This window comes from Limnohabitans sp. (genome assembly GCF_038134685.1).
Taxonomy (GTDB): Bacteria; Pseudomonadota; Gammaproteobacteria; order Burkholderiales; family Burkholderiaceae_C; genus Limnohabitans_A.
This window is the reverse complement of record NZ_JAYPVP010000025.1, coordinates 1-20,310: the sequence shown is the minus strand read 5'-3', so window position 1 is coordinate 20,310 and position 20,310 is coordinate 1. Positions and strand designations below refer to the sequence as shown.

The window sequence follows — 20,310 nt, the reverse complement described above, 5'->3', positions numbered from 1 at the left end:
TTTCAGTCGCGGGCGCGGCCTGCTGCGCGGTCGGCTTCGACCTCGGCGGTGCGCAGTTGCGGCGCCAGGCCGCTGAGCACGGCGTTCACATACTTGTGACCGTCGGTGCCACCAAAGTCCTTGGCCAGCTCGATGCACTCGTTGAGCACCACGCGCCAGGGCACATCCAGACAGTTCTGAAATTCGTAGAGCCCGATCCACATGCAGGCGTGTTCGATGGGCGAAATCTCGCTCATTGGACGGTCCAGCTTGGGTGCAATCAAGGCGTCTAGCGCAGCGGCTTGCTCGACGCAGCCGTAGAGCAGGGCGTCGTAGTGGGCAATGTCGGCTTTGTGGAAACCCGACAGGTCGCGGGTGAAGACGTCAATGTCGGACGCTTCGTTGCCGCCGACCAGGAACTGGTAAAGCGCCTGCAGCGCAAATTCGCGCGAGCGGCTGCGTGCAGGCTTGGAGGCAGATTTGCGGGTGCCTGCGGCTTTCAAGGGCGCTTCGCTCATGCCTGCTCCTCGTCGTCCACCAGCTCGGCCAGGTCGGCCGACAGGTCTTCGAGCACGGTGGCCATTTCAACCGCCACGCGGGCAGCGTCGCGCCCTTTTTCATATTGGCGGGCGATGGCCTGGTCCATGTTCTCAACGGTGAGGATGGCGTTGGCAATGGGCAGGTGGTAGTCCAGGCCCACGCGGGTCACACCAGCGCCAGATTCGTTGGCGACCAGCTCAAAGTGGTAGGTTTCGCCGCGGATGATGCAGCCCAGCGCGATCAATGCATCGTACTCGGCGCGCTCTGCCATGGCTTGCAGGGCCAGGGGCACTTCGAGGGCGCCAGGCACAAACACGTGGTCAATTTGCTCGACACCCAAAGCTTCGAGCTCGGCAATGCAGGCCTGGGCCAGCGCGTTGGTGATGTCTTCGTTGAAGCGGGCCTGCACGATGCCGATGTGCAGATATTGGCCGTCCAGTTCGGCGGCCTGGCCTTTGTTGGCGTCTTGCATGTTCTTATTCCTTGGGGATGTAGCCCGTGATTTCGAGGCCGTAGCCGGTCATGCTGGGCATGCGGCGCGGGTTGCCCATGAGTTTCATTTTGTGCACGCCGCACAGGCGCAGAATTTGCGCGCCGATGCCGTAGGTGCGCAGATCCATGCGGCCGCGCTCGGGCGCTTGGGAGGGCCGGGCGCTGCCCTCAAACTGGGCCAGCAGCTGCGCGGCCGATTCGCCACAGTTGAGCAGCACGGCCACGCCCTGACCTTGTTGGTTCAGGTAGTGCAGGCTGGTGTCCAGGCTCCAGGAGTGCATGGAGCGGTTCAGTTCCAGCGCATCGAGCACCGACAGCGGCTCGTGCACCCGCACCGGCACCTCGGCGTCTGCACCCCACTGGCCCTTGACCAGGGCCAGGTGGACCGACTGGCTGGGCTTGTCGCGGAAGGCGTGTACTGTGAAGTCGCCATGGGCGGTGCGAATGTCGCGGCTGCCGATGCGCTCGACCAGCGATTCGTTGCGGCTGCGGTACTCGATCAGGTCGGCAATGGTGCCGATCTTCAGGCCGTGCTCTGCGGCAAACAGTTGCAGGTCGGGCAGACGGGCCATGGTGCCGTCGTCCTTCATGATCTCGCAGATCACCGAAGAGGGCGAGCAACCGGCCATGGCCGCCAGGTCGCAGCCGGCTTCGGTGTGGCCCGCGCGCATGAGCACGCCGCCGTCCACCGCCTGCAGCGGGAAGATGTGACCGGGCTGCACCAGGTCGGTCGGCTGGGTATTTTTGGCCACAGCCACCTGCACGGTGCGGGCGCGGTCGGCAGCCGAGATGCCGGTGGTCACGCCTTCGGCGGCTTCGATCGAAACGGTGAAGGCCGTGCTGTAGACGGTACCGTTGCGAGCGGCCATGGGGGGCAGCTTGAGGAATTCGCAGCGCTCGCGGGTGAGCGTCAGGCAGATCAGGCCCCGGCCAAAGCGGGCCATGAAGTTGATGGCGTCCGCTGTGACATGGTCAGACGCCAGCACCAGATCGCCTTCGTTTTCGCGGTCTTCCTCGTCCACGAGGATGACCATGCGGCCAGCCTTCATTTCGGCCACGATCTCGTCAACGGGCGAGATGGCCACGGGTTTCAGGGCAGAGTTCATGCCTGGTCTTTCAGGTTCAGGCCCGCGCTGAGCATGCGCTCCACATAGCGGGCCACGGTGTCGATTTCGAGGTTGACGCGGCTGCCAGCCTTCAGGCTGCCCAGCGCGGTGTTTTGCACGGTGTGCGGAATCAGGTTGATGCTGACCTCGCAGCCCTCGGCCAGGTCTTGCACCTTGTTCACCGTCAGGCTCACGCCGTTGATGGTGATCGAGCCCTTGTAGGCCAGGTACTTGACCAGGGCAGGGGGCGCAACTACACACAACTCCCAGCTTTCGCCAATTTGCTCGAAGCGACTGATGCTGCCCACACCATCTACATGGCCGGACACAATGTGCCCGCCCAGGCGGTCGTTGGCGCGCAAGGCTTTTTCGAGGTTGATCGGGCCCAGCTGGTCCAGGCCAGAGGTTTTGTCCAGCGATTCGGCAGAAATGTCGATCGTGAACTGCCGCGTGGCGGGGGTGAAGGTGGTGACGGTCATGCAGGCGCCGTTGAGGGCGATGCTGTCGCCCAGGCCCACGTCGTCGAGGTAGCCGGCGGGCGCCTCGATGGTCAGGCGCTTGCCATGCTGTAAAGAGCTACCCAGGTCGTGGATGGCGACGATTCGCCCCACGCCGGTGATGATTCCGGTGAACATAGAGCATTATTTTCGCAGGAACTGAGCCTGTTTCCCGGCCAGGGTGGCAAAAAGCCTGCGGCCAACCTAGGGTAAGCCATGGGCAGGGCTTGTCAGAAACGGTGCCTAGAATATGCTGCGTTGCAGCAAGCGCCGCCAGGGCGCTGCTTTTTCTGGAGCTACAAGTGTCCGTTTCGTCCAAAGTCAAGCCCCAAGCCTCGGCTGAAGAGGGCTTGCACATCATCAAGAAATACCCCAACCGCCGCCTGTATGACACGCAAAGCTCCAGCTATGTCACGCTCGCCGAAGTCAAGCAACTCGTGCTCAAGGCCCAGCCCTTTGCTGTGCGCGACGCCAAAACCGGCGAGGACCTGACCCGCTCCATCCTGTTGCAAATCATTCTGGAAGAAGAGGCCGCAGGCGTGCCTCTGTTCAGCGAGCAGGCCCTGGCCAACATCATTCGCTTCTACGGTCACGCCTCGCAGTCCTACATGGGCAGCATGCTCGACAGCCAGCTCAACGCCCTGGCGCAGTGGCAAACCCGTCTGGGCGAGCAGTCTGCCCCGCTGATGGAGCAGATGAAAAAACAGACCGAGCAAATGTGGGGTGCCTTTGGCCTGAAGCTCTGAAGTCGCAGCGCCCGACCCGTTTTGCAGGGACAATCGGGGGATGAATGCTGAAGTTTCCACACCAAACGCCAAACAGGACGCCCCCAAAGTGGGCTTTGTCAGCCTGGGTTGCCCCAAGGCCTTGACCGATTCCGAATTGATCCTCACGCAGCTCAGCGCCGAGGGTTACCAAACCTCCAAAACCTTTGACGGGGCGGATCTGGTCATCGTCAACACCTGCGGGTTCATTGACGACGCCGTCAAGGAAAGCCTGGACACCATTGCCGAGGCCTTGGCCGAAAACGGCAAAGTGATCGTGACCGGCTGCCTGGGCGCCCGCACGGGCGAAGCGGGAGGTAACTTTGTGCTGGACAAGCACCCCAGCGTACTGGCCGTGACGGGACCGCATGCGACGCAAGAAGTCATGGACGCGGTCCACACCCATCTGCCCAAACCGCACGACCCGTTTTTGGACCTGGTGCCCGGGGGCTTTGGCGAGGCGGGCCTCAAGCTCACACCGCGCCACTACGCCTATTTGAAAATCAGCGAAGGCTGTAACCACAGCTGCACGTTTTGCATCATCCCGTCCATGCGCGGTGACCTGGTGTCGCGCCCGATTGGCGATGTGCTCAAGGAAGCCAAGGCGCTGTTCGAAGGCGGCGTGAAAGAGTTGCTGGTGGTCAGCCAGGACACCTCGGCCTATGGCGTGGATGTGAAATACCGCACCGGTTTCTGGGACGGCAAACCCATCAAAACCCGCACGCTGGAGCTGGTGCAGGCGCTGGGCGAGCTGGCCCGCGCGCATGGGGCTTGGGTGCGTTTGCACTATGTGTACCCGTACCCGAGCGTGGACGAGATCATTCCGTTGATGGCTGAAGGGCTGGTGCTGCCGTATCTAGATGTGCCATTCCAGCACAGCCACCCCGATGTCCTCAAGCGCATGAAGCGCCCCGCCAGTGGCGAGAAAAACCTGGAGCGTATCCAGCGCTGGCGCGAGCTGTGCCCCGAGCTGGTGATTCGCAGCACCTTCATTGCAGGCTTTCCGGGTGAAACCGAAGAAGAGTTTGCGCACCTGCTGGACTTTGTGCGCGAAGCGCAAATTGACCGTGCGGGCTGCTTTGCCTACAGCCCGGTCGACGGCGCCACGGCGAATGCGCTTGCCGGTCAGGTGCCCGATGCAGTGCGAGAAGAGCGCCGTTCGCACTTCATGGCGGTGGCCGAAGAGGTTTCGATCGAGCGTTTGCAGCGCCGTGTCGGCTCGAACATGCAGGTGCTGGTGGACTCGGCACCGGCCATGGGCCGCAAAGGTGGTCTGGGCCGCAGCTATGCGGATGCACCAGAGATCGATGGCACCGTACGTTTGCTGCCACCCGAAAAAATCAGCAAGACTTTGAAGGTCGGGGAGTTCACCCGCGCCCGCATCGTCAGCGTGGACGGGCACGACCTGGTGGCGCAGCCCGTCTAAGCCGGCGGCTTACACCACCTTGAGCGGGTAGCCCAGAGCATAGCCATAACCGCGCAGGGTGCGTATGGTGTCTTCCGGGGCGCCGCAGGCGCTGAGCTTTTTGCGCAGAGCGCTGATGCGCATTTCCAGGTTGGCAGGCAGCAAGCCTTTGTCCTTGGTGTCGATCAACTGCATGGCTTGCCAGCGTTCGAGCTGCTGGCCAGCAGCCCGGCTCATCGCGGCCAGCAACAGGCCCTCGCCCTGGGTCAGAAGCACCTGCTCTTTGGGACCAGTCAACCACCAGGTCTGGCTGTTGAGCGCCAGTGTCGGGTTCTCTGCTATGGGGGCGCTGGCTCTGACGCGGCGAGCCAGACTGTTGACACAGGCCAGAAGCTCCGCTTGCTCAACTGGCTTGATCAGGTAGTTGTCCGCACCACAGGCATAGCCCTCCAGCCGGTCTTGCAGCTGGCCGCGCGCTGTCATCAAAACGATACCCGTGGTGGGGTGGCTTTTGCGAATGCGCTCAGCCAGGCTGAAGCCGTTTTCACCCGGCAGGTTGACGTCAATGATGTACAGGTCTGGCAGGCCGTGGGTTGGCGTGTTGTCAATGTCTTCGGCGCAGTCCAGACTGGTCACGCGATGCCCCAGGTCTTGCAGAAAGGCCGCGGTGGCTTCGCGCAAGCCATCGTTGTCTTCCACGATCAGGATGTGCAGGGACTGGGGCGATTGCATGTGCTTGGGTCAGTGTGAAAAAGTGTTTGCGTAAATGTATGCAATGCGCAGACGTATGGACCAAATCAAACCAAATGGCAGGCTCAAATGTAGGCAGGCAGCGTCAACACAAAACGCAACTGTTCGCCTTGGGGCTCATAGTCCACACGGCCTTTCAATTTGAGCATCAGGTTGCGAACCAGATACAAACCCAAGCCTGTGCCTGCCTGCCGCTGCGCGCCGGGGGTGCGGTAGTACTTGGAAAACAATTTATCTTGGTCTGGCCAGCCGGATTTGCCCACCACATTGCTGATGATCAATTGTGACTGTGGCCCCGCTTCAACAACGATGGGCGTGTCTGGCAACGCATACTTGCAGGCGTTTTCCAGCAGATTGCTCAGCACGATGAACAGCAGCTGCGGATCGGAGTGGATTAGCCATTGCTGGGGAAGCAGCAGCTTTACGCGCTGCTGCGCAGGGCAGGCGGCCACAACATCGTTCAACAAAACCACGACATCGCACTGGGCAGGGTGAATCTGCAGACCCTGGTCTCCGAGCTGCGTGGTTTGCAGGCAGCGCTCGATCACGGCATTCATTTCACGGATGGCGCGTTTGATGTCGGGCGCCCCCTTGCTGTTCGGGTCCAGGCGCATGTGCATGGTGGCCAAAGGCGTTTTGAGCTCGTGGGTCAGCATGGTCAGCAGCTGTTCTTGTTCCTGTCGGGTTTTTCGGTCTTGTTCGGCCTGCAAGTTCAGTCTTTCGATGTTTTGCTGCACCTGTCGCTGTTGCTTGTGCATGACGTAAGAGCGGTATTGCAGCATCAGCAGAACCAGAAAGCCGCTGGCCAGACCGTGAGCCTGCACCAGATAGATGCCAATTTCGTCGCCCTTGGTCAGGCCCAGGCCTGGCAAAGACGCTGCAGCCAGAAGCAGCAAGAGCAGGCTGTAGAAACCGATCACCACAGGTCGGGGCAAAGCGGGCTGGCGCTGGAGGTTGGGTTGTTTCCATGCTTGCGCAAACACTGCGCTGACCAGCAGCACAAAGGGTGTGATCAGCACCAACGACAAATTCATTTGCAAAGCCAGCCGTGGCAGGTCAAGGATAAAAAACACGGCCAAATTCACAAACACCATGCTCGCTAACAAGCGCAGTGTCCACAGCGACCAGGCGCGAATTTTGAACTCGCTCAGGAAGGCCATATTGAAATAGATTCCTGCGCTCGTTGCCAGCATGCCGAAGACAGACGCCAGCGCGTCGAGTACTTGCGCAGACCACGCCTGCGGCCAGAACATGCGCAAATAGCCCAGCACGCACAAGGCGTACACCAGAGCCGCCAGCTGCTGAATGCCAAACAAGCCTGCCAGTTTTTCTTTGGTGAAGGCCCAATAGGTGACGCCCCACAAGGAAAAAATGGATACCAAGCCGATGTAAAGCGCAAACAGCAAGTGGTCGGTTTGCGCGGTGTTGAGCAAATTACTTTCGCGGATCACGGTGGCTGAAATCTGTCGCGTGCTGGTGGAGGTCACGCGAAGCCAGACCTCTCGGCTTTGCTCGGTGGCGACCAAGGGCATCAGGAAAGTCATGCCTTTCAAAGCCGATGCACGGGGGTGATGTGTGTCGCCCGTGGCGCCGACAAAGCCCTGGGGGGCAGCCGTGTCAAAGACCTGAATATCGTCCAGATACACAGGTCGAATCCTCAAGACAAGGTTGTCTTGTATGGCGCCGGGGTTGGGCGTGACGCCTGCAACCTGCAGGCGAATCCACAACACAGAAGAGCCAAAGCCTTTGCTCAGCACGCCCTGGTATGGCGTGGCTTTCATGTCCTTAACCTGGGGCCATTGCAGTTGGCCTGTGCTGTCCTCCAGCCAGGCGCGGTCTGTGACCAAGTCCTGGGCGCTGACCGCGGGGCTGGCCCATTGCAGCCAAAGGCCAAACAGTAGAAATATCAATTTCATAATATTTATGAGACTTTGGTTGTTTTTGGAATTGGTGGTTTCAAATCGTTATGCTCTGAGGGGTAACTTAAGACGCATCATTTTGGTGCCTAAAGGTGAAGTCTTAAGAATGCTTCTTTTATTCTTTTCAATGGTTTGGAATGGTTATGAAACAAAAACGCTCGAGCAAAATGGTGCAAATGTCTGCAGTGGCCCTGGCCTGCGTGGTGATGGCTGGGTGTTCGAGTGTAGGCCCTGTGGCGATCAAACCTCAAGACATCCAAGCCACGAATCAAAAAGACGCTGAGGCCATGCGCAAAGATGTGGAGCCGATCACCGGCCCCTTGACGATGGAAGAGGCCCTGGCCCGCGCGCTCAAATACAACCTGGATCGCCGCTCCAAAATGATGGAAGAGGCCCTGGCCCTGGGTCAGCTCGAAGTGGGCAAGTTCGACATGTTGCCCAAGGTCATGGCGCAGGCGGGCTACAGCTACCGTGACAAGCCACGCTTTACCGGGTCAACGCAATACAACGAATGGGCTTCATCCGGCATTCCTTCGAGTTTTGCGCCTTCCAGCACATCTACTTCTGCCGAGCCCACCCACTACACCGCCGAGTTGGGCATGACCTGGAGCTTGCTGGACTTTGGCATGGGCTACTACGCAGGCAAGCAAAACGAAGCCCGCCTGCAAATTGCCGCCGAAAAACGCCGCAAAGCCATGCACCTGCTGATGCAGGACGTACGCAACGCCTATTGGCGTGCCGCCAGCGCACAGCTGCTCAAAGACGATGTCAAAAAGACCATCGCCCTGGCAGAAGAAGCCTTGGCAGACTCCCAAAAAGCAGCCAACGAGCGTGTGAAGAACCCGCTCGAGCCCCTGCGTTACCAGCGCCAGTTGCTGGAAAACTTGCGCCTGCTGGAGAACATCAACCAGGAGCTGTCGTCTGCGCAGGTGGAGCTGGCCTCGCTGATCAACGCGCCGCTGGGTCAGCCCATCAAAATTGCCGACGCCGGTTTGCAAAACATCAGCAAAGAGCTGGACGCGATTGGCATTGACCGCCTGGAGGCTGTGGCCCTTCAAGGCAACGCCGACCTGCGCGAGCAGCACTACAACAGCCGCGTGGCCCAGGAAGAAACTCGCCGCACGCTGGTGCGCATGTTTCCCAACCTGGTGTTCAACTACGGCGTCAAGTACGATACCGACAACTACCTGCTCAACCGCAACTGGAACGAAGCCGGTCTGCAGCTGTCCTTCAATTTGATGAACCTGTTCACTGGCGGCACGCAAATGAAGCTGGTCGAAGCCGGCGTGGCCCTGGCGGACCAGCGCCGCATGGCCATGCAAATGACGGTGCTCACCCAGTTGCACCTGGCGCGTTTGGGCGTGATCAACAGTCGCAGCCAGTTTGAGCGTGCTGACTCCATCTACGTGACCGACAAAAAAATCTCTGATGTCATGCGTGCTCGCCAGTCGGTGCAGGCGCAAAGCAAGCTTGATTTGGTCAGCACACAGGCTTCGGAAATCCTCAGCCTGTTGCGCCGCTACCAGGCCTTGGCCCAAGTGCAAGTGTCGGAAAACCGCTTGTTGGCCACCTTGGGCATGGACCCCGAAATTGGCAGCGTGAGCGAAACTTCACTCAAAGACCTGACGGCGCAAGTCACCAAAGCCCAGTCTCCCTGGAAGCTGCTGGCCCAGCCCGGCCAGACCGAGAGCGTGGTCAAAATTCAACCTGCTGTGTCGAAGTGGTGAAACCGCGCATGACGGTGAAGACGCGTCTGGTGTGGGCGTTGTTTTGTGTGACGCCTTTGGCTTTTGCGCAAACCGCCCAACCTGTTCAAGCACCCGGCGTGGTGCAGGCGCCTGGCGCGGCTTCGCGCCCCGCGCTGGAGCGGCACGATATTCGTGCCCAACTCATGCCGCGCCGCTACACCACCATTGCAGCAGAAATCGGGGCCAAGGTTTCGTCCATACCAGTGCCCGAAGGCGGCGCTTTCAGAGCAGGGCAGGTGTTGGTCAGCTTTGACTGTTCCTTGCAAAAAGCCCAGCTGGACAAGGCTCAGGCCGAGCTCGAAGGTGCGGAGCAAACCCTCAAGTCCAATTTGCGGTTGGAGCAGCTCAACGCTGTCGGCCAGCTGGAGTTGGACCTGTCCAAGTCGGCGGCCAACAAAGCCAAGGCCGAGGTGGGCGGCAACAAGGCGGTGCTGGCCAAGTGCCAAGTGCCTGCACCGTTTGCAGGCCGAGTGGCCGAGCAAAAAGTGCGCGAACAGCAGTATGTGCAGCCCGGCCAGGCCCTGCTGGACATTCTGGACGACAGCGTGCTGGAGCTGGAATTTTTGGTGCCCTCGGTCTGGCTGCGCTGGCTGAAGGTGGGCGGTGGTTTTGAAGTGCAGATCGACGAGACCCGCAAAAACTACCCCGCCAAATTCACACGCATCGGCGCCCGGGTAGACCCCGTGAGCCAGTCCGTCAAGGTGGCCGCGGCCATCAACGGCAAATTTCCTGAATTGATTGCAGGCATGAGCGGCAAAGTGCTGATCAAGCCAAACGAAGGACAGTGACATGTCAAACAAAAAACACACCGGACTGACCCGTCGCACCAGCGGCTTGATGGCGCTGGAACAGCGCTTCATGTTTGATGGGGCGGCTATCGACACAGCTATCGATGGGTTGGGGCATCCCGATGTGATCATGGTCGATGCTCATCCCATGTTTGAGTCAACAGCTCAGTTGAGTGCAGCCCTGAGTCATGCATTGCAGCAGGTTCAGAATCAGGTGCGCACTGTTACTGCTACATGGACTGACGTGCAATGGAATGAAGTGTTTGGAATTACGGGTAATGACGCGCAAGTGCGAGAAGCATTACATACTGTGCAGCGCCAAATACTGGACGGCACGTATCAGATTCGTGTGGTGGAAATCGCGTCCAGCCAGATGGGCTTGTCGATGGCCGCATTCACAGCCCATGGCCCCGATGGGCAGCCCACTATTTTCATCAACAGTGATTGGTGGACTGGGGCTGAGCAGGACCCACGACTTGTCCAGGTCCTGATGGAAGAAGTTGGTCACAGCATTGATGTCGCGTTGCATCCTCAGCAAGACACTGCCGGCGACGAAGGCCAGCTGTTTGCAGCTAAAGCCTTGGGCGTGACCTTGAGCGAGAGTCAATTGGCTCAGATTCAGAACGAAAATGATAGTGGACTGCTTTCATACAACGGAGAGGTGTTTCAAGTAGAGCACGCTTCGTTCAACTTTACTACTGCTTACCGGTTGGCACCTGAGTCCCCGCGTTACGAAGCAGAAAAAGAGCAGGAGTCCGACCGCTTTTTAGGGGAGTCTCTGGGAGTTGCCCGCATCAGCGATAACACCTCGCAAGGTACTTTTTCCGGCAACGATGTGGTGGTTGATCTGACCATTGCGGGTACAACTTACCACGGCTGGATCAGCCGGCCAATCAAAGACCAGGGCATCGTGCGTGGTTTCTACTTTTGGTACGACCCATCTTTCACATCATTCGCCGCCGCTTCAACTGATGGTAACCAAGACGGTGACTCTAATGCTGCCGACAACCAAGGCTTCATCTTGGTGGTAGATCAGGCATGGTTCAGCGCAGTGACTAGTCGTACTCCAATTTACAACAATGGCAGCGTTAACACCAACGTCTACGAAGTTGGGAGCTCATCGGATCGTGTTGACTCGGCGCTGAATGGCGTAGTGTCGGCTTACAACTCGGCACCAACACCTATTGCAGACAGTAAAACGATCACTGAAGGTACAGCGATAGCTACCGGTAATGTTCTGACAAACGACACAGATCCTGATGGAAATAGCTTAGTGGTCACTGAATTTGCTATCAGTGGACAACTTTATACGGCGGGCGCCACAGCAACAATTGCCAACGTCGGTACCCTGGTGATCAATGCCAACGGAACATACACATTTACACCAGTCACCGGTTACACCGGCACAGTGCCAGTCGCTACTTACAAAGTCAGTGATGGCATCACCACAGCCAACACTACTCTGACAATTACTGTGACGCCGGTCAATTCTGCGCCTGATGCTGTCAACGACACGGGCACTGTCACTGAAGATGTGACTTTGACGGGCAACATCATCACAAACGACACCGATCCAGATGGGGATACGTTGACGGTGACTGGGTACACGTTCACGTCAGCGGGTGGTTCTCTTACTTCTGGGGTGGTGGGGTCCAACACCATCATTCCGGGTGTGGGTACGGTACTGATCTACAGCAATGGCAGTTACAGCTTCACGCCAGCGCACAATTACGACGGCGCTGTTCCTGTCATCACTTACACCATTTCAGATGGGCACGGTGGCACGGACACGGCCACCCTGACCTTGACCATCACGCCGGTGGCGGATGGCCCCGCATTGAGCAACGATACAAGCGCCACAGGTGCTGCATTGGCCATTGAACAAAGTGGGCTGAGCAATGCCACAGCGGGTCAAAACGCGACGGGCAACGTGCTCACCAACGATACGGCCAGCAGCGGGTCTTTGCTTGTCACCCAGATTGGACAGACAGCGGCGACGCTTTCAGTGGCTTCTTCTTCCACGTCAGTCAGTGGTGGGCAAGACGTGGTGGGGCGTTATGGCACCTTGACCATGGGGTCTGATGGCAGCTATGTGTACGTGGTCAATGATTCGGACCCCGTGGTACAGGCGCTTCGAGTTTCTGGACAGACCTTGAGCGAAAGTTTTGTGTACCGGGCGACCGATGGCAGCGGGCTGGCTGCTACGGCCACGCTGACCGTGACCATCGATGGTCGAAACGATACGCCTGTGGCTGTCAATGATTACAACCTGGCGCAAGAATCGACCACGACCGCAGGGTCGGGTTTCACATTCACGGGTTTTTCGGCAACTGGCAATGTGCTCACCAACGACACAGATGTTGATGGCAGTGGTGCCAACGGCGAGACCAAAACACTCACGGGATTTTCAATCGATGGCTCGGCTACGATTTCGTCCTACACCTCGCCCACGCTCAGTGTCAATTTGATTTTTAAAGGAGATTCGGGGTTTAACTCGGTTAACGGGGGGGAAGAACTGTATGTGCTCGTTAGTGGAACTTACTACCTGGCCTTTGATAGCAACAACGTCAAAGTAGATGTCGTCAGCAAGACACTGGTCGCAGGCACGACCGCTGATTACGAGGTGACTTTAAGTGGAACGCCCACGCAATATTCCACTGGCACAGCAGGAAATTACACCGCCATATCGAACCTGAGTTTTTTCAACAACAAATCAGTTGGTTTTGAGAATTCGACATCATTGACAGAAAACACGAGTGGTATGAAAACAGCCACTTCTGCTAGTGGAGTGGAGAGCGGTAGTGTCGTCTCCATTTCGTCCAGCTATACCGGCACCATTGCTGTCGGAATGGGTGTTTCAGGAACGGGTATTACTGCTGGAACAACCGTGTCTGCGGTGACTTACACCTCGGGCGTGATCACCAGCGTTACTCTGAACAAATCGTACGCGGCGGGTGTCTTGAGTGGTGGCCTGACCTTTAGCAAATCCGGCGCCCTGGGGTCCACATTGACAGGGCAGCATGGCGAGTTGGTGCTGAATGCGGACGGCAGCTATACATACACACCCACCACAGACAATGCCAGTCTGGGGGCCGGTGAAACGGCCACAGAGTCGTTCAGCTACACCATGAAAGACGCGTCGAACGTGACCAGCACAGCGACGCTTTACATCACCGTGCTGGGGGCGTCCAGTGGCGCACCCAGCGCTGTCAACGATGGCAATTCCATCAACGAGGGCGACACCTCGGTCAGCAAAACGGCGGGGACCGGCGTGCTGTCCAACGACACCAAAGATTCAACTGGGTCAACGGTCATTCGGGTTTCCAGTGGCCAATCGGCAGATACCGTGGTCGACGGCAGTGGCGATTACGAGGTGACGGGGCTCTATGGCACTTTGAAAATCAAAGCCGATGGCAGCTACACCTACACGCTGGATGCCAACAACGCCGCGGTGAATGCCTTGCATGGCGGTGAGTCCTTGGCCGAAACCTTTCAGTACGTGCTCAACGACGCGTCGGGCGGCTCGTATGTGGGCGTGGATGCGGCCACACTGACCATCACGATCAACGGGGTCAACGATCTGCCCGTTGGGGGCAAGTTGCCCAACGGCACGACGGACCCGGCGTATGACACCGTGGACAACCGTTACGAAATCACCACGCCGGAAGACACCCCGATTCAGGGGCAGGTCAAGGCTTTCGATGCAGACGATGCCAGCTTGACCTACGCAGTGAACACAGGCCCCAGCAATGGGGTGGTGACGGTCAATACCAATGGTTCTTACACCTACACCCCCAATGGCAACTATGTGGGGACGGACCAGTTCACCGTGACGGTGAGCGACGGGCGCGGCGGCACCACCACCATCACGGTGTTCGTGACGGTGACGCCGGTGAACGATGTGCCATTCCTGGATCTGGATGGCAGCAGCAGCGGAACGGGATATTCGACGGCCTATACCTTGGGGGGCACGGCTGTACCTGTGGCGGACACAGACCGGCTCATCACCGATCCGGACAACCCGGACGACATTGTGTCTGCGACGATCATTCTGACCAACCCGCAAACGGGCGACGCATTGACTGTGGGCACCTTGCCGGTAGGCATCACCGCCAACACCTCTGTCGCCGGTCAGATCACCTTGTCGGGTTCTGCCACGAAGGCGGATTATCAAGCGGCCTTGAGTGCCATCAGCTTCTCAACCACCGGCGGTATCCGTACCGACCGCAGTATTTCTGCAGTGGTCAATGACGGTGACGGCAACTCCAATACGGCCTACACGACTATCAGTATCCGGTTGACACCATTGACGGTTCAGGGTGTAACAGTGAACGAAGCGTCTCCTTATGCGGTCTTCCAAGTGACGGGGGTCAGTGGCCAAACGGTTCAGTTGAGTCTGGACGCCACAGGCACCGGTGCTGGTGATGCTGTGCTGGGAATGGACACTACGAACGCGGGCACAGGCAAGGCATTGCAATACCTGAATGCCTCAAACCAATGGGTGGACTATACCCCTGGGTCCAGTGTGACCTTTTCATCAACAACCTTGTTGGTGCGTACAGCTATCCGGCAAGACCAACCGTTTGAAGGACTCGAAACGTATGTGCTGGTAGCCACAGATGATGCTGGCGTTGGTGTGAGTGGCCAAGGCGGCATCATTGACGATGGTACGGGTCAGGTTTTCCTGGAGGGGAACACTACCTTCACCGCATCGGTGTCCAGCGATCCAGGTTATCCAGTCCTGGACGATGACCGCCCGATCGTGGTGGCTGCCTATGGCCCCGTCAATGAGACGTCGCCCTACGCCATGTTTACCGTCACGGCCATTGAGGGCTACGCCCTGGATCTGTCCTTGCAAGCGGCCACATCTGGCACTACGGCGACATGGTCTGGGTTCACCTATCAATATTCCATTGATGGTACGACGTGGATTGACTATACCTGGAACGGCACGAGCGGCGACCATCCGACTGTCCCTGCTGGTGGGAAAGTGTATGTCCGCGTGAATATCGCTTCCGAACTTGATACTTCGTTTGAACGTGCAGAAACCTTTGCCTTGAAGGCCAGCTACACCACTAACGCTAGCAAAACGGCTGCAGCAGATACCACCATCGTTGACGATGGTTCGGGCATCAAGTACTCCGGGGGAGTAAGTTCTGGCACCCCCACTCAGAGCGTGGTTAACCTGGACGATGACAGAACCATTGGTGTCACGGCGTATGGGCCAGTCAATGAGTCTTCCACTTATGCGATGTTCACTGTCACGGCTGAAGAGGGGTACGTGCTCGATATGTCGTTGCAAGACGCGACGACCGGTACCCAAGCCAATCGTTCGGGCTTTACTTACGAATACTCGACCAATGGCACCACATGGACCACTTATGCGGACGGGGTTACGCAACCCACAGTACCTGTTGGTGGGAAGGTGTATGTCCGTGTTGATGTGACATCGGAGTCTGACTCGAACTATGAAGATTCCGAGAAGTTTGCGCTGAAAGCGAATTACAAAACGAACACTGCAAAAAACGCCGCAGCAGACACGTCCATCGTCGACGATGGCACGGGCACCAAGTACGGCCCAAACGTGGATCCGACAAACGGGCCGACCACCGAAACCACCAACCTGGATAACGACCAGTCTGGCCCTATCACCGTCACCGGTGGCAACTACAACGAAAATTCGCCCCGCGCGGTGTTCACGGTTAACGCCAACTCCGGCCAGGTGTTGACGCTTGATGTCCAAAACGCTGCAGAGTCGGGTAAAGCCCCCACAGGCGACAACGAAGGCAAGCCTAACGATTCGCTGGATACGGCAGACATTTATTACTCTCTGGACGGCGGCGCCACCTGGCAGCTTTACACCGGCCCCATCACGGCTGGTAATGTGCCAGTGCTGGTGGCGGTCGATATCACTAACGAGCGCGACGACGTTTACGAAGGCGAAGAGCAACTCAAGCTGGTCGTTACCTCCGGTGGCCAGTCGGCTTCTGGCTATTCGTCCATCTTTGACGATGGTACGGGCACCGTCACGCGCAACATCACACCACAGACGACCAACGAAACAGGCACCAATGACCCAAGTGTGACTAAAGACGACGACCGTCCCAAACCTGTGTTGCCGCCTCAAACTCCACCACCAGCTGCGGGGCCCGTCGTCCCGCTCGATCCTGGACAGCCCTTGCCACCCGCCAAACCAGCCGTGGCTTTCAATTCCGAGTTGGCACCCATCGCGCCTGCACTCAAACCGATTGAGCCTCCGCAGCCGCTGGCAGCCACTTTGACCAGCGCTGGCGGGCCGCAGTTTGTGGCCAGCGAAGCGGCGCCCCCGGGCCTGACCTTGTTTGCCGGGGTGACGGATCAGTTCATCCAGACTACAGACGCTGCCACCAAGATCAGCCTGCCTTACGACGCTTTCATCCACTCCAACAAGGAGGCAGTCATCAAGCTGCAGGCCAAGCAGGCTGACGATTCGCCTCTGCCCAAGTGGGTGGAGTTTGACCCGGCCGCAGGCACCTTTACTGTCAAGCCGCCCAAGGACTTCAAGGGCAAGCTGGACTTGAAGGTCATCGCCCGCGATGACGATGGACGCGAGGCCGTGGCCATCTTCCAGATGTTTGTTGGTGAGCAGGACCAGAACACCACCAAGCCGCAAAGCCGCACCAGCTTTACAGAAAAGCTGCGCATGGCAGGCAAGCGCCCAGTGACGCTGGTGCGCGTGGCTGAGGGTGCGCACAACGTGCAGAAGGTTCGCGCTGGATGACGCAGACCCTTTGGGATTTGGCCCGTAGGGCGCGTCAGGCCGAGTCTGACCGCGAGCTGGGCTTCATCCTGGTCAACGACAGCATGGCTTTGGCGCCTTATCGCCAGGCCGCCTTGTGGCTGCCAGGCGATGGGGTGTGGTCTTTGTCTGGCGTGGTTCAGGTGGACGCCAATGTGCCCCATGCCCAATGGCTGGATGCGGTGGCGCACCACATTCAGGCCCTGGAGGCCGGGCAGGGTGCCACGCGTACTTTTACCGCTGCAGACTTGCCCGCCGACCTGGCCAGCCAATGGGCCCAGTGGTGGCCGGCGCATGCCTTGTGGTTGGGCTCGAACAACCCGCACCTTCAGGGCGCGGGCATCTTGCTTCGCGAAGAGCCTTGGCAGGCTGACGAAATCGCTACCTTGCAGGACTGGGCAGATGTCTGGTGGCATGCGTTTGCTGCCCTGCACAAGCCCAAGGTGCTGCGCTTAAGGGGTTGGAAAGACAAGCTTAAAAACGCTTTCGCTTGGTCGCCAGACAAGCCCTGGTTCAAGCAGCGGCGCCTCCAAATTTTGGGCGCATTGGTGGCGGTGTTGTTGTGGCCCGTTCGTTTGACGGTGCTGGCCCCTGGTGAGCTGGTGCCGGCGCACCCGGTGATGGTGCGTGCGCCGCTCGATGGCGTGATTGATGTGTTCCACGTTCAGCCCAACCAACTGGTCAAAGCGCAGCAGCCCCTGTTCAGTTTTGACGAGATGGTGATTCAGGCGCGCCTGGAAGTGGCCCAGCAAACCCTGGCCACCGCAGAGACGGACTACCGCCAGACCAGTCAAATGGCCTTGAGCGATGCGCGCTCCAAATCGCAGTTGGGTTTGCTGGCGGGTAAGGTGGAAGAGCGCCGCGCCGAGTTTGACTACCTGCAAGAGCAATTGGCCCGCGCAAGAGTGCTGGCACCGCAAGCGGGCGTCGTGTTGATGGACGACCCGTCCGAGTGGATCGGTAAACCCGTAGCTACGGGTGAGCGCATTTTGCGCATTGCCACCCTGGACGATATGGAGGTGGAGGCCTGGTTGCCGCTGGCAGACGCGATTGCGCTGGAGCCGGGCGATGCGGTCACCTTGTACCTTAGCGCCAGCCCGCTGTCGCCTGTGTCAGCTACCTTGCGTTACATGGCGCACGACGCGGTGCAGCGCCCGGACGGCAGTTTTGCCTACCGCGTACGCGCCGCGCTGGACGACAAAACCAGCCACCGTGTGGGTTTGAAGGGCACGGCACGTGTGCATGGCGGCTGGGTGCCCCTGGCGTATTGGGCGCTGCGCAGGCCTTGGGCCACGGTGCGCGCCTACCTGGGTTGGTAAGCCATGCCTTTGCCCCGTTTGCGCGAAGAGCTAGACCTGTTGCCAGGACCCGGCCAGCCCGATGGTCAGCCCACCTGGACGCTGCACGACCCGGTGCGCAACCAGTTTTTCCGGATCGATTGGCCTACGCTCGAAATTTTGCAGCGCTGGGACATGGACGACCCCGAGCAAATTGCTGCTGACGTTTCTGCCCACACCACCTTGGCGTTGACTGCCGAAGATGTGGTGCAGGTCGCCCAATTTTTGGTGCAACACCAGTTGGTCCAGGCTGCTGCGGCAGATGCCCCCCGCAAAATGGCCGATCAGTGGCGTCGCATTCAAGGCTCGCCCCTGCAGTGGTTGTTGCACCACTACTTGTTTTTCCGAATTCCGTTGCTCAGGCCTGATGCTTGGCTGACCCATTGGTTGCCGGTGGCGCGATGGTTCGGTACACGCTCTTTCATGGGCACCACTGCCCTGGCTTTGGTGCTGGGCCTGGCTCAGGTGTTTCGCCGGTGGGATGTGTTTACGGCTTCGCTGGTGGATACCTTCAACCTCGAAGGTTTGTTGTCATACGGTGTCGCGCTGTTTTTTGTGAAGCTGCTGCATGAGCTCGGTCATGCCTTTACGGCCAAACACTATGGCTGCAGGGTGCCGACCATGGGCGTGGCGTTTCTGGTGATGTGGCCCGTGGCCTACACCGACACCAACGAAACCTGGCGCCTGACCAACCGGTTTCAGCGATTGCGTGTGGCCAGTGCCGGTATCGTGACGGAGCTGGTGATTGCCGTTTGGGCGACGCTCGCTTGGGGGCTGTTGCCTGAAGGGGGCCTGCAGTCTGCGGCCTTTGTGCTGGCCACGACCAGTTGGGTGGCGACTTTGGCCATCAATGCTAGCCCGTTCATGCGCTTTGATGGCTACTTCATCGTCATGGACGCTTTGGACATGCCCAACCTGCATGGTCGCAGTTTTGCGTTGGCACGCTGGAAGTTGCGCGAGTGGTTGTTTGGTCTGGGCGAAGAAGCGCCCGAACACTTCAAGCCCTCGAAACAGATGGCCCTGATCGCATTTGCCTGGGCCACCTGGTTGTACCGACTGGTCTTGTTTCTGGGTATTGCGGTGCTGGTGTATCACTTCTTCATCAAGCTGGTGGGCATCTTTCTCTTTGTGGTCGAGATTGTGTGGTTTGTGGCCAAGCCCGTTGCCGCTGAGCTGGCGGTGTGGCGCAAGTTGTGGCCCCAAATTCGCGAGAAGGCGAGGGGACGGAAAACCGCTTTGTGGGCTGTGGGTGTGCTGGCTGTGGTGTTGTTGCCCTGGCCAGGACGGATCACGGCGAGTGCTGTGCTCAAGCCCCAGGAGTCGTGGCCTGTGTTTGCGCCATCGGGCGCTTTTGTGCAGGCGCTCCCTTTCAAACAAGGGGAGATGGTCAAGGCCGGACAAGCTTTGGCAGTGTTGTATGTGCCCGATCTGAATACTCGACAACGGACTCTGCAGGCCCGGCTGGAGCAGGAACGCTGGCAGGCCGAGGCTTCGGCTTTCAACGAGGACATGCGCAAGCGATGGAAGGTGGCCGAACAATCGTTTTACGCCACCCAAGCCGAATTGCAGGGCGTGCAAACCGAGCAAAAGCAGTTTTCACCCGTGGCACCTTATGACGGCCGATTTGTGATGGCTGACCCTGATCTGGTTGCTGGAACGTGGGTGTCCAAAAAGGAAATGTTGGGCACTTTGGTCAAGCACGGCGGTGGCTGGCGGGTGGAGACCTGGCTTGATGAGGATGCGATTGCAACTGTGCAAGTCGGGCAGACTGCCATGTTTTACCCGGACAGTGGGGTAGGTGGTGCGTTGAAGCTCAAGGTCAGCAGCATCGACAGCGATGCCAGCCCTGTGCTGCACCGGCGTGAATTGGCCAGCGTTCTGGGGGGGCACATCATGACACGGGAGAAGAATGGTGTGTTGGTGCCCGAGCGTGCGGTGTACCGCGTGGCCTTGGATGCGTCTGATGTGCCTGAGGATCTGCAGTTGCAAAGCTGGCGAGGGCAGCTGGTGGTGCATGCGCAGTGGAGCACTCCTGCTGGCCGGTATGTGCGCCAAGTGGTGTCGGTGCTGGTGCGCGAATTCGGTTTCTGAGCCTCGGTTTCAGGCGGGCACAAAAAAAACGCTGTGCATTAAGCAGAGCGGTTTTATTTTGTGGTGCCCAGGAGAGGACTCGAACCTCCACGCCTCGCAGCGCTAGTACCTGAAAC

13 protein-coding genes are annotated in these 20,310 nt (G+C 58.8%); 7 read left to right on the top strand and 6 right to left on the bottom strand.

The features are described 5' to 3' along the window. Nucleotides 1-2: 2 nt before the first annotated feature. Genes nusB through AAFM15_RS10105 form a run of 4 tightly spaced genes read right to left on the bottom strand, consistent with a single transcriptional unit; the run spans nucleotide 3 to nucleotide 2,752 of the window. On the bottom strand, nucleotides 3-497 hold the full coding sequence (gene nusB / locus AAFM15_RS10120; protein ID WP_341686595.1) for a transcription antitermination factor NusB: 495 nt from the start codon (nucleotides 495-497) through the stop codon (nucleotides 3-5). Then, nucleotides 494-991, bottom strand: a complete 498-nt coding sequence (ribH, locus tag AAFM15_RS10115) for a 6,7-dimethyl-8-ribityllumazine synthase (protein WP_341686594.1) — start codon at nucleotides 989-991, stop codon at nucleotides 494-496. Before ribH ends, nusB begins: the two co-directional genes overlap by 4 nt. A 4-nt stretch (nucleotides 992-995) precedes the next feature. Continuing rightward, nucleotides 996-2,117, bottom strand: coding sequence for a bifunctional 3,4-dihydroxy-2-butanone-4-phosphate synthase/GTP cyclohydrolase II (gene ribBA, locus AAFM15_RS10110; RefSeq protein ID WP_341686593.1), 1,122 nt, complete (start codon nucleotides 2,115-2,117; stop codon nucleotides 996-998). Then, nucleotides 2,114-2,752: a riboflavin synthase gene (locus tag AAFM15_RS10105; RefSeq protein WP_341686592.1), complete on the bottom strand. Its 639-nt coding sequence runs from the start codon at nucleotides 2,750-2,752 to the stop codon at nucleotides 2,114-2,116. The genes ribBA and AAFM15_RS10105 overlap by 4 nt, the downstream gene beginning before the upstream one ends. A 164-nt stretch (nucleotides 2,753-2,916) precedes the next feature. On the opposite strand from AAFM15_RS10105, the gene phaR reads away from it, so the two are divergent. Together phaR and rimO are read left to right on the top strand one after the other, a co-directional pair. Further along, on the top strand, nucleotides 2,917-3,360 hold the full coding sequence (gene phaR / locus AAFM15_RS10100) for a polyhydroxyalkanoate synthesis repressor PhaR (RefSeq protein WP_341686591.1): 444 nt from the start codon (nucleotides 2,917-2,919) through the stop codon (nucleotides 3,358-3,360). Nucleotides 3,361-3,400: 40 nt separating this feature from the next. After that, the gene (gene rimO / locus AAFM15_RS10095; RefSeq protein WP_341686590.1) at nucleotides 3,401-4,804 is read left to right on the top strand and encodes a 30S ribosomal protein S12 methylthiotransferase RimO; all 1,404 of its coding nucleotides are present in this window, start codon (nucleotides 3,401-3,403) and stop codon (nucleotides 4,802-4,804) included. Between the two features lie 9 nt (nucleotides 4,805-4,813). Here rimO and AAFM15_RS10090 read toward each other — a convergent pair whose 3' ends face one another. Both AAFM15_RS10090 and AAFM15_RS10085 read right to left on the bottom strand, forming a co-directional pair. Further along, nucleotides 4,814-5,515 carry a response regulator transcription factor gene (locus AAFM15_RS10090; protein WP_341686589.1) on the bottom strand — a complete coding sequence of 234 codons (702 nt, stop codon included), beginning with the start codon at nucleotides 5,513-5,515 and terminating at the stop codon, nucleotides 4,814-4,816. Nucleotides 5,516-5,598: 83 nt separating this feature from the next. After that, the gene (locus AAFM15_RS10085; RefSeq protein ID WP_341686588.1) at nucleotides 5,599-7,449 is read right to left on the bottom strand and encodes a 7TM-DISM domain-containing protein; all 1,851 of its coding nucleotides are present in this window, start codon (nucleotides 7,447-7,449) and stop codon (nucleotides 5,599-5,601) included. Nucleotides 7,450-7,595: 146 nt separating this feature from the next. On the opposite strand from AAFM15_RS10085, the gene AAFM15_RS10080 reads away from it, so the two are divergent. Genes AAFM15_RS10080 through AAFM15_RS10060 form a run of 5 tightly spaced genes read left to right on the top strand, consistent with a single transcriptional unit; the run spans nucleotide 7,596 to nucleotide 20,194 of the window. Further along, complete coding sequence (locus tag AAFM15_RS10080) at nucleotides 7,596-9,179, top strand: TolC family protein (RefSeq protein WP_341686587.1); 1,584 nt, start codon at nucleotides 7,596-7,598, stop codon at nucleotides 9,177-9,179. A gap of 8 nt (nucleotides 9,180-9,187) precedes the next feature. Beyond that, nucleotides 9,188-9,988, top strand: coding sequence for an efflux RND transporter periplasmic adaptor subunit (locus tag AAFM15_RS10075; RefSeq protein ID WP_341686586.1), 801 nt, complete (start codon nucleotides 9,188-9,190; stop codon nucleotides 9,986-9,988). Between the two features lies 1 nt (nucleotide 9,989). Continuing rightward, nucleotides 9,990-16,748, top strand: a complete 6,759-nt coding sequence (locus AAFM15_RS10070; protein ID WP_341686585.1) for a tandem-95 repeat protein — start codon at nucleotides 9,990-9,992, stop codon at nucleotides 16,746-16,748. Then, a complete protein-coding gene (locus AAFM15_RS10065) occupies nucleotides 16,745-18,085 on the top strand; it encodes an HlyD family efflux transporter periplasmic adaptor subunit (protein WP_341686584.1) in 1,341 nt (446 codons plus the stop codon). The genes AAFM15_RS10070 and AAFM15_RS10065 overlap by 4 nt, the downstream gene beginning before the upstream one ends. A 3-nt stretch (nucleotides 18,086-18,088) precedes the next feature. Then, nucleotides 18,089-20,194 carry an HlyD family efflux transporter periplasmic adaptor subunit gene (locus AAFM15_RS10060; protein WP_341686583.1) on the top strand — a complete coding sequence of 702 codons (2,106 nt, stop codon included), beginning with the start codon at nucleotides 18,089-18,091 and terminating at the stop codon, nucleotides 20,192-20,194. Nucleotides 20,195-20,310 lie beyond the last annotated feature (116 nt).

Excerpts from the sequence above, each read along its gene's own strand:
- nusB (WP_341686595.1), bottom strand. The coding sequence starts at position 497 with ATGAGCGAAGCGCCCTTGAAAGCCGCAGGCACCCGCAAATCTGCCTCC.
- ribH (WP_341686594.1), bottom strand. The coding sequence starts at position 991 with ATGCAAGACGCCAACAAAGGCCAGGCCGCCGAACTGGACGGCCAATAT.
- ribBA (WP_341686593.1), bottom strand. The coding sequence starts at position 2,117 with ATGAACTCTGCCCTGAAACCCGTGGCCATCTCGCCCGTTGACGAGATC.
- AAFM15_RS10105 (WP_341686592.1), bottom strand. The coding sequence starts at position 2,752 with ATGTTCACCGGAATCATCACCGGCGTGGGGCGAATCGTCGCCATCCAC.
- rimO (WP_341686590.1), top strand. The coding sequence starts at position 3,401 with ATGAATGCTGAAGTTTCCACACCAAACGCCAAACAGGACGCCCCCAAA.
- AAFM15_RS10090 (WP_341686589.1), bottom strand. The coding sequence starts at position 5,515 with ATGCAATCGCCCCAGTCCCTGCACATCCTGATCGTGGAAGACAACGAT.
- AAFM15_RS10085 (WP_341686588.1), bottom strand. The coding sequence starts at position 7,449 with ATGAAATTGATATTTCTACTGTTTGGCCTTTGGCTGCAATGGGCCAGC.
- AAFM15_RS10080 (WP_341686587.1), top strand. The coding sequence starts at position 7,596 with ATGAAACAAAAACGCTCGAGCAAAATGGTGCAAATGTCTGCAGTGGCC.
- AAFM15_RS10075 (WP_341686586.1), top strand. The coding sequence starts at position 9,188 with ATGACGGTGAAGACGCGTCTGGTGTGGGCGTTGTTTTGTGTGACGCCT.
- AAFM15_RS10070 (WP_341686585.1), top strand. The coding sequence starts at position 9,990 with ATGTCAAACAAAAAACACACCGGACTGACCCGTCGCACCAGCGGCTTG.
- AAFM15_RS10065 (WP_341686584.1), top strand. The coding sequence starts at position 16,745 with ATGACGCAGACCCTTTGGGATTTGGCCCGTAGGGCGCGTCAGGCCGAG.
- AAFM15_RS10060 (WP_341686583.1), top strand. The coding sequence starts at position 18,089 with ATGCCTTTGCCCCGTTTGCGCGAAGAGCTAGACCTGTTGCCAGGACCC.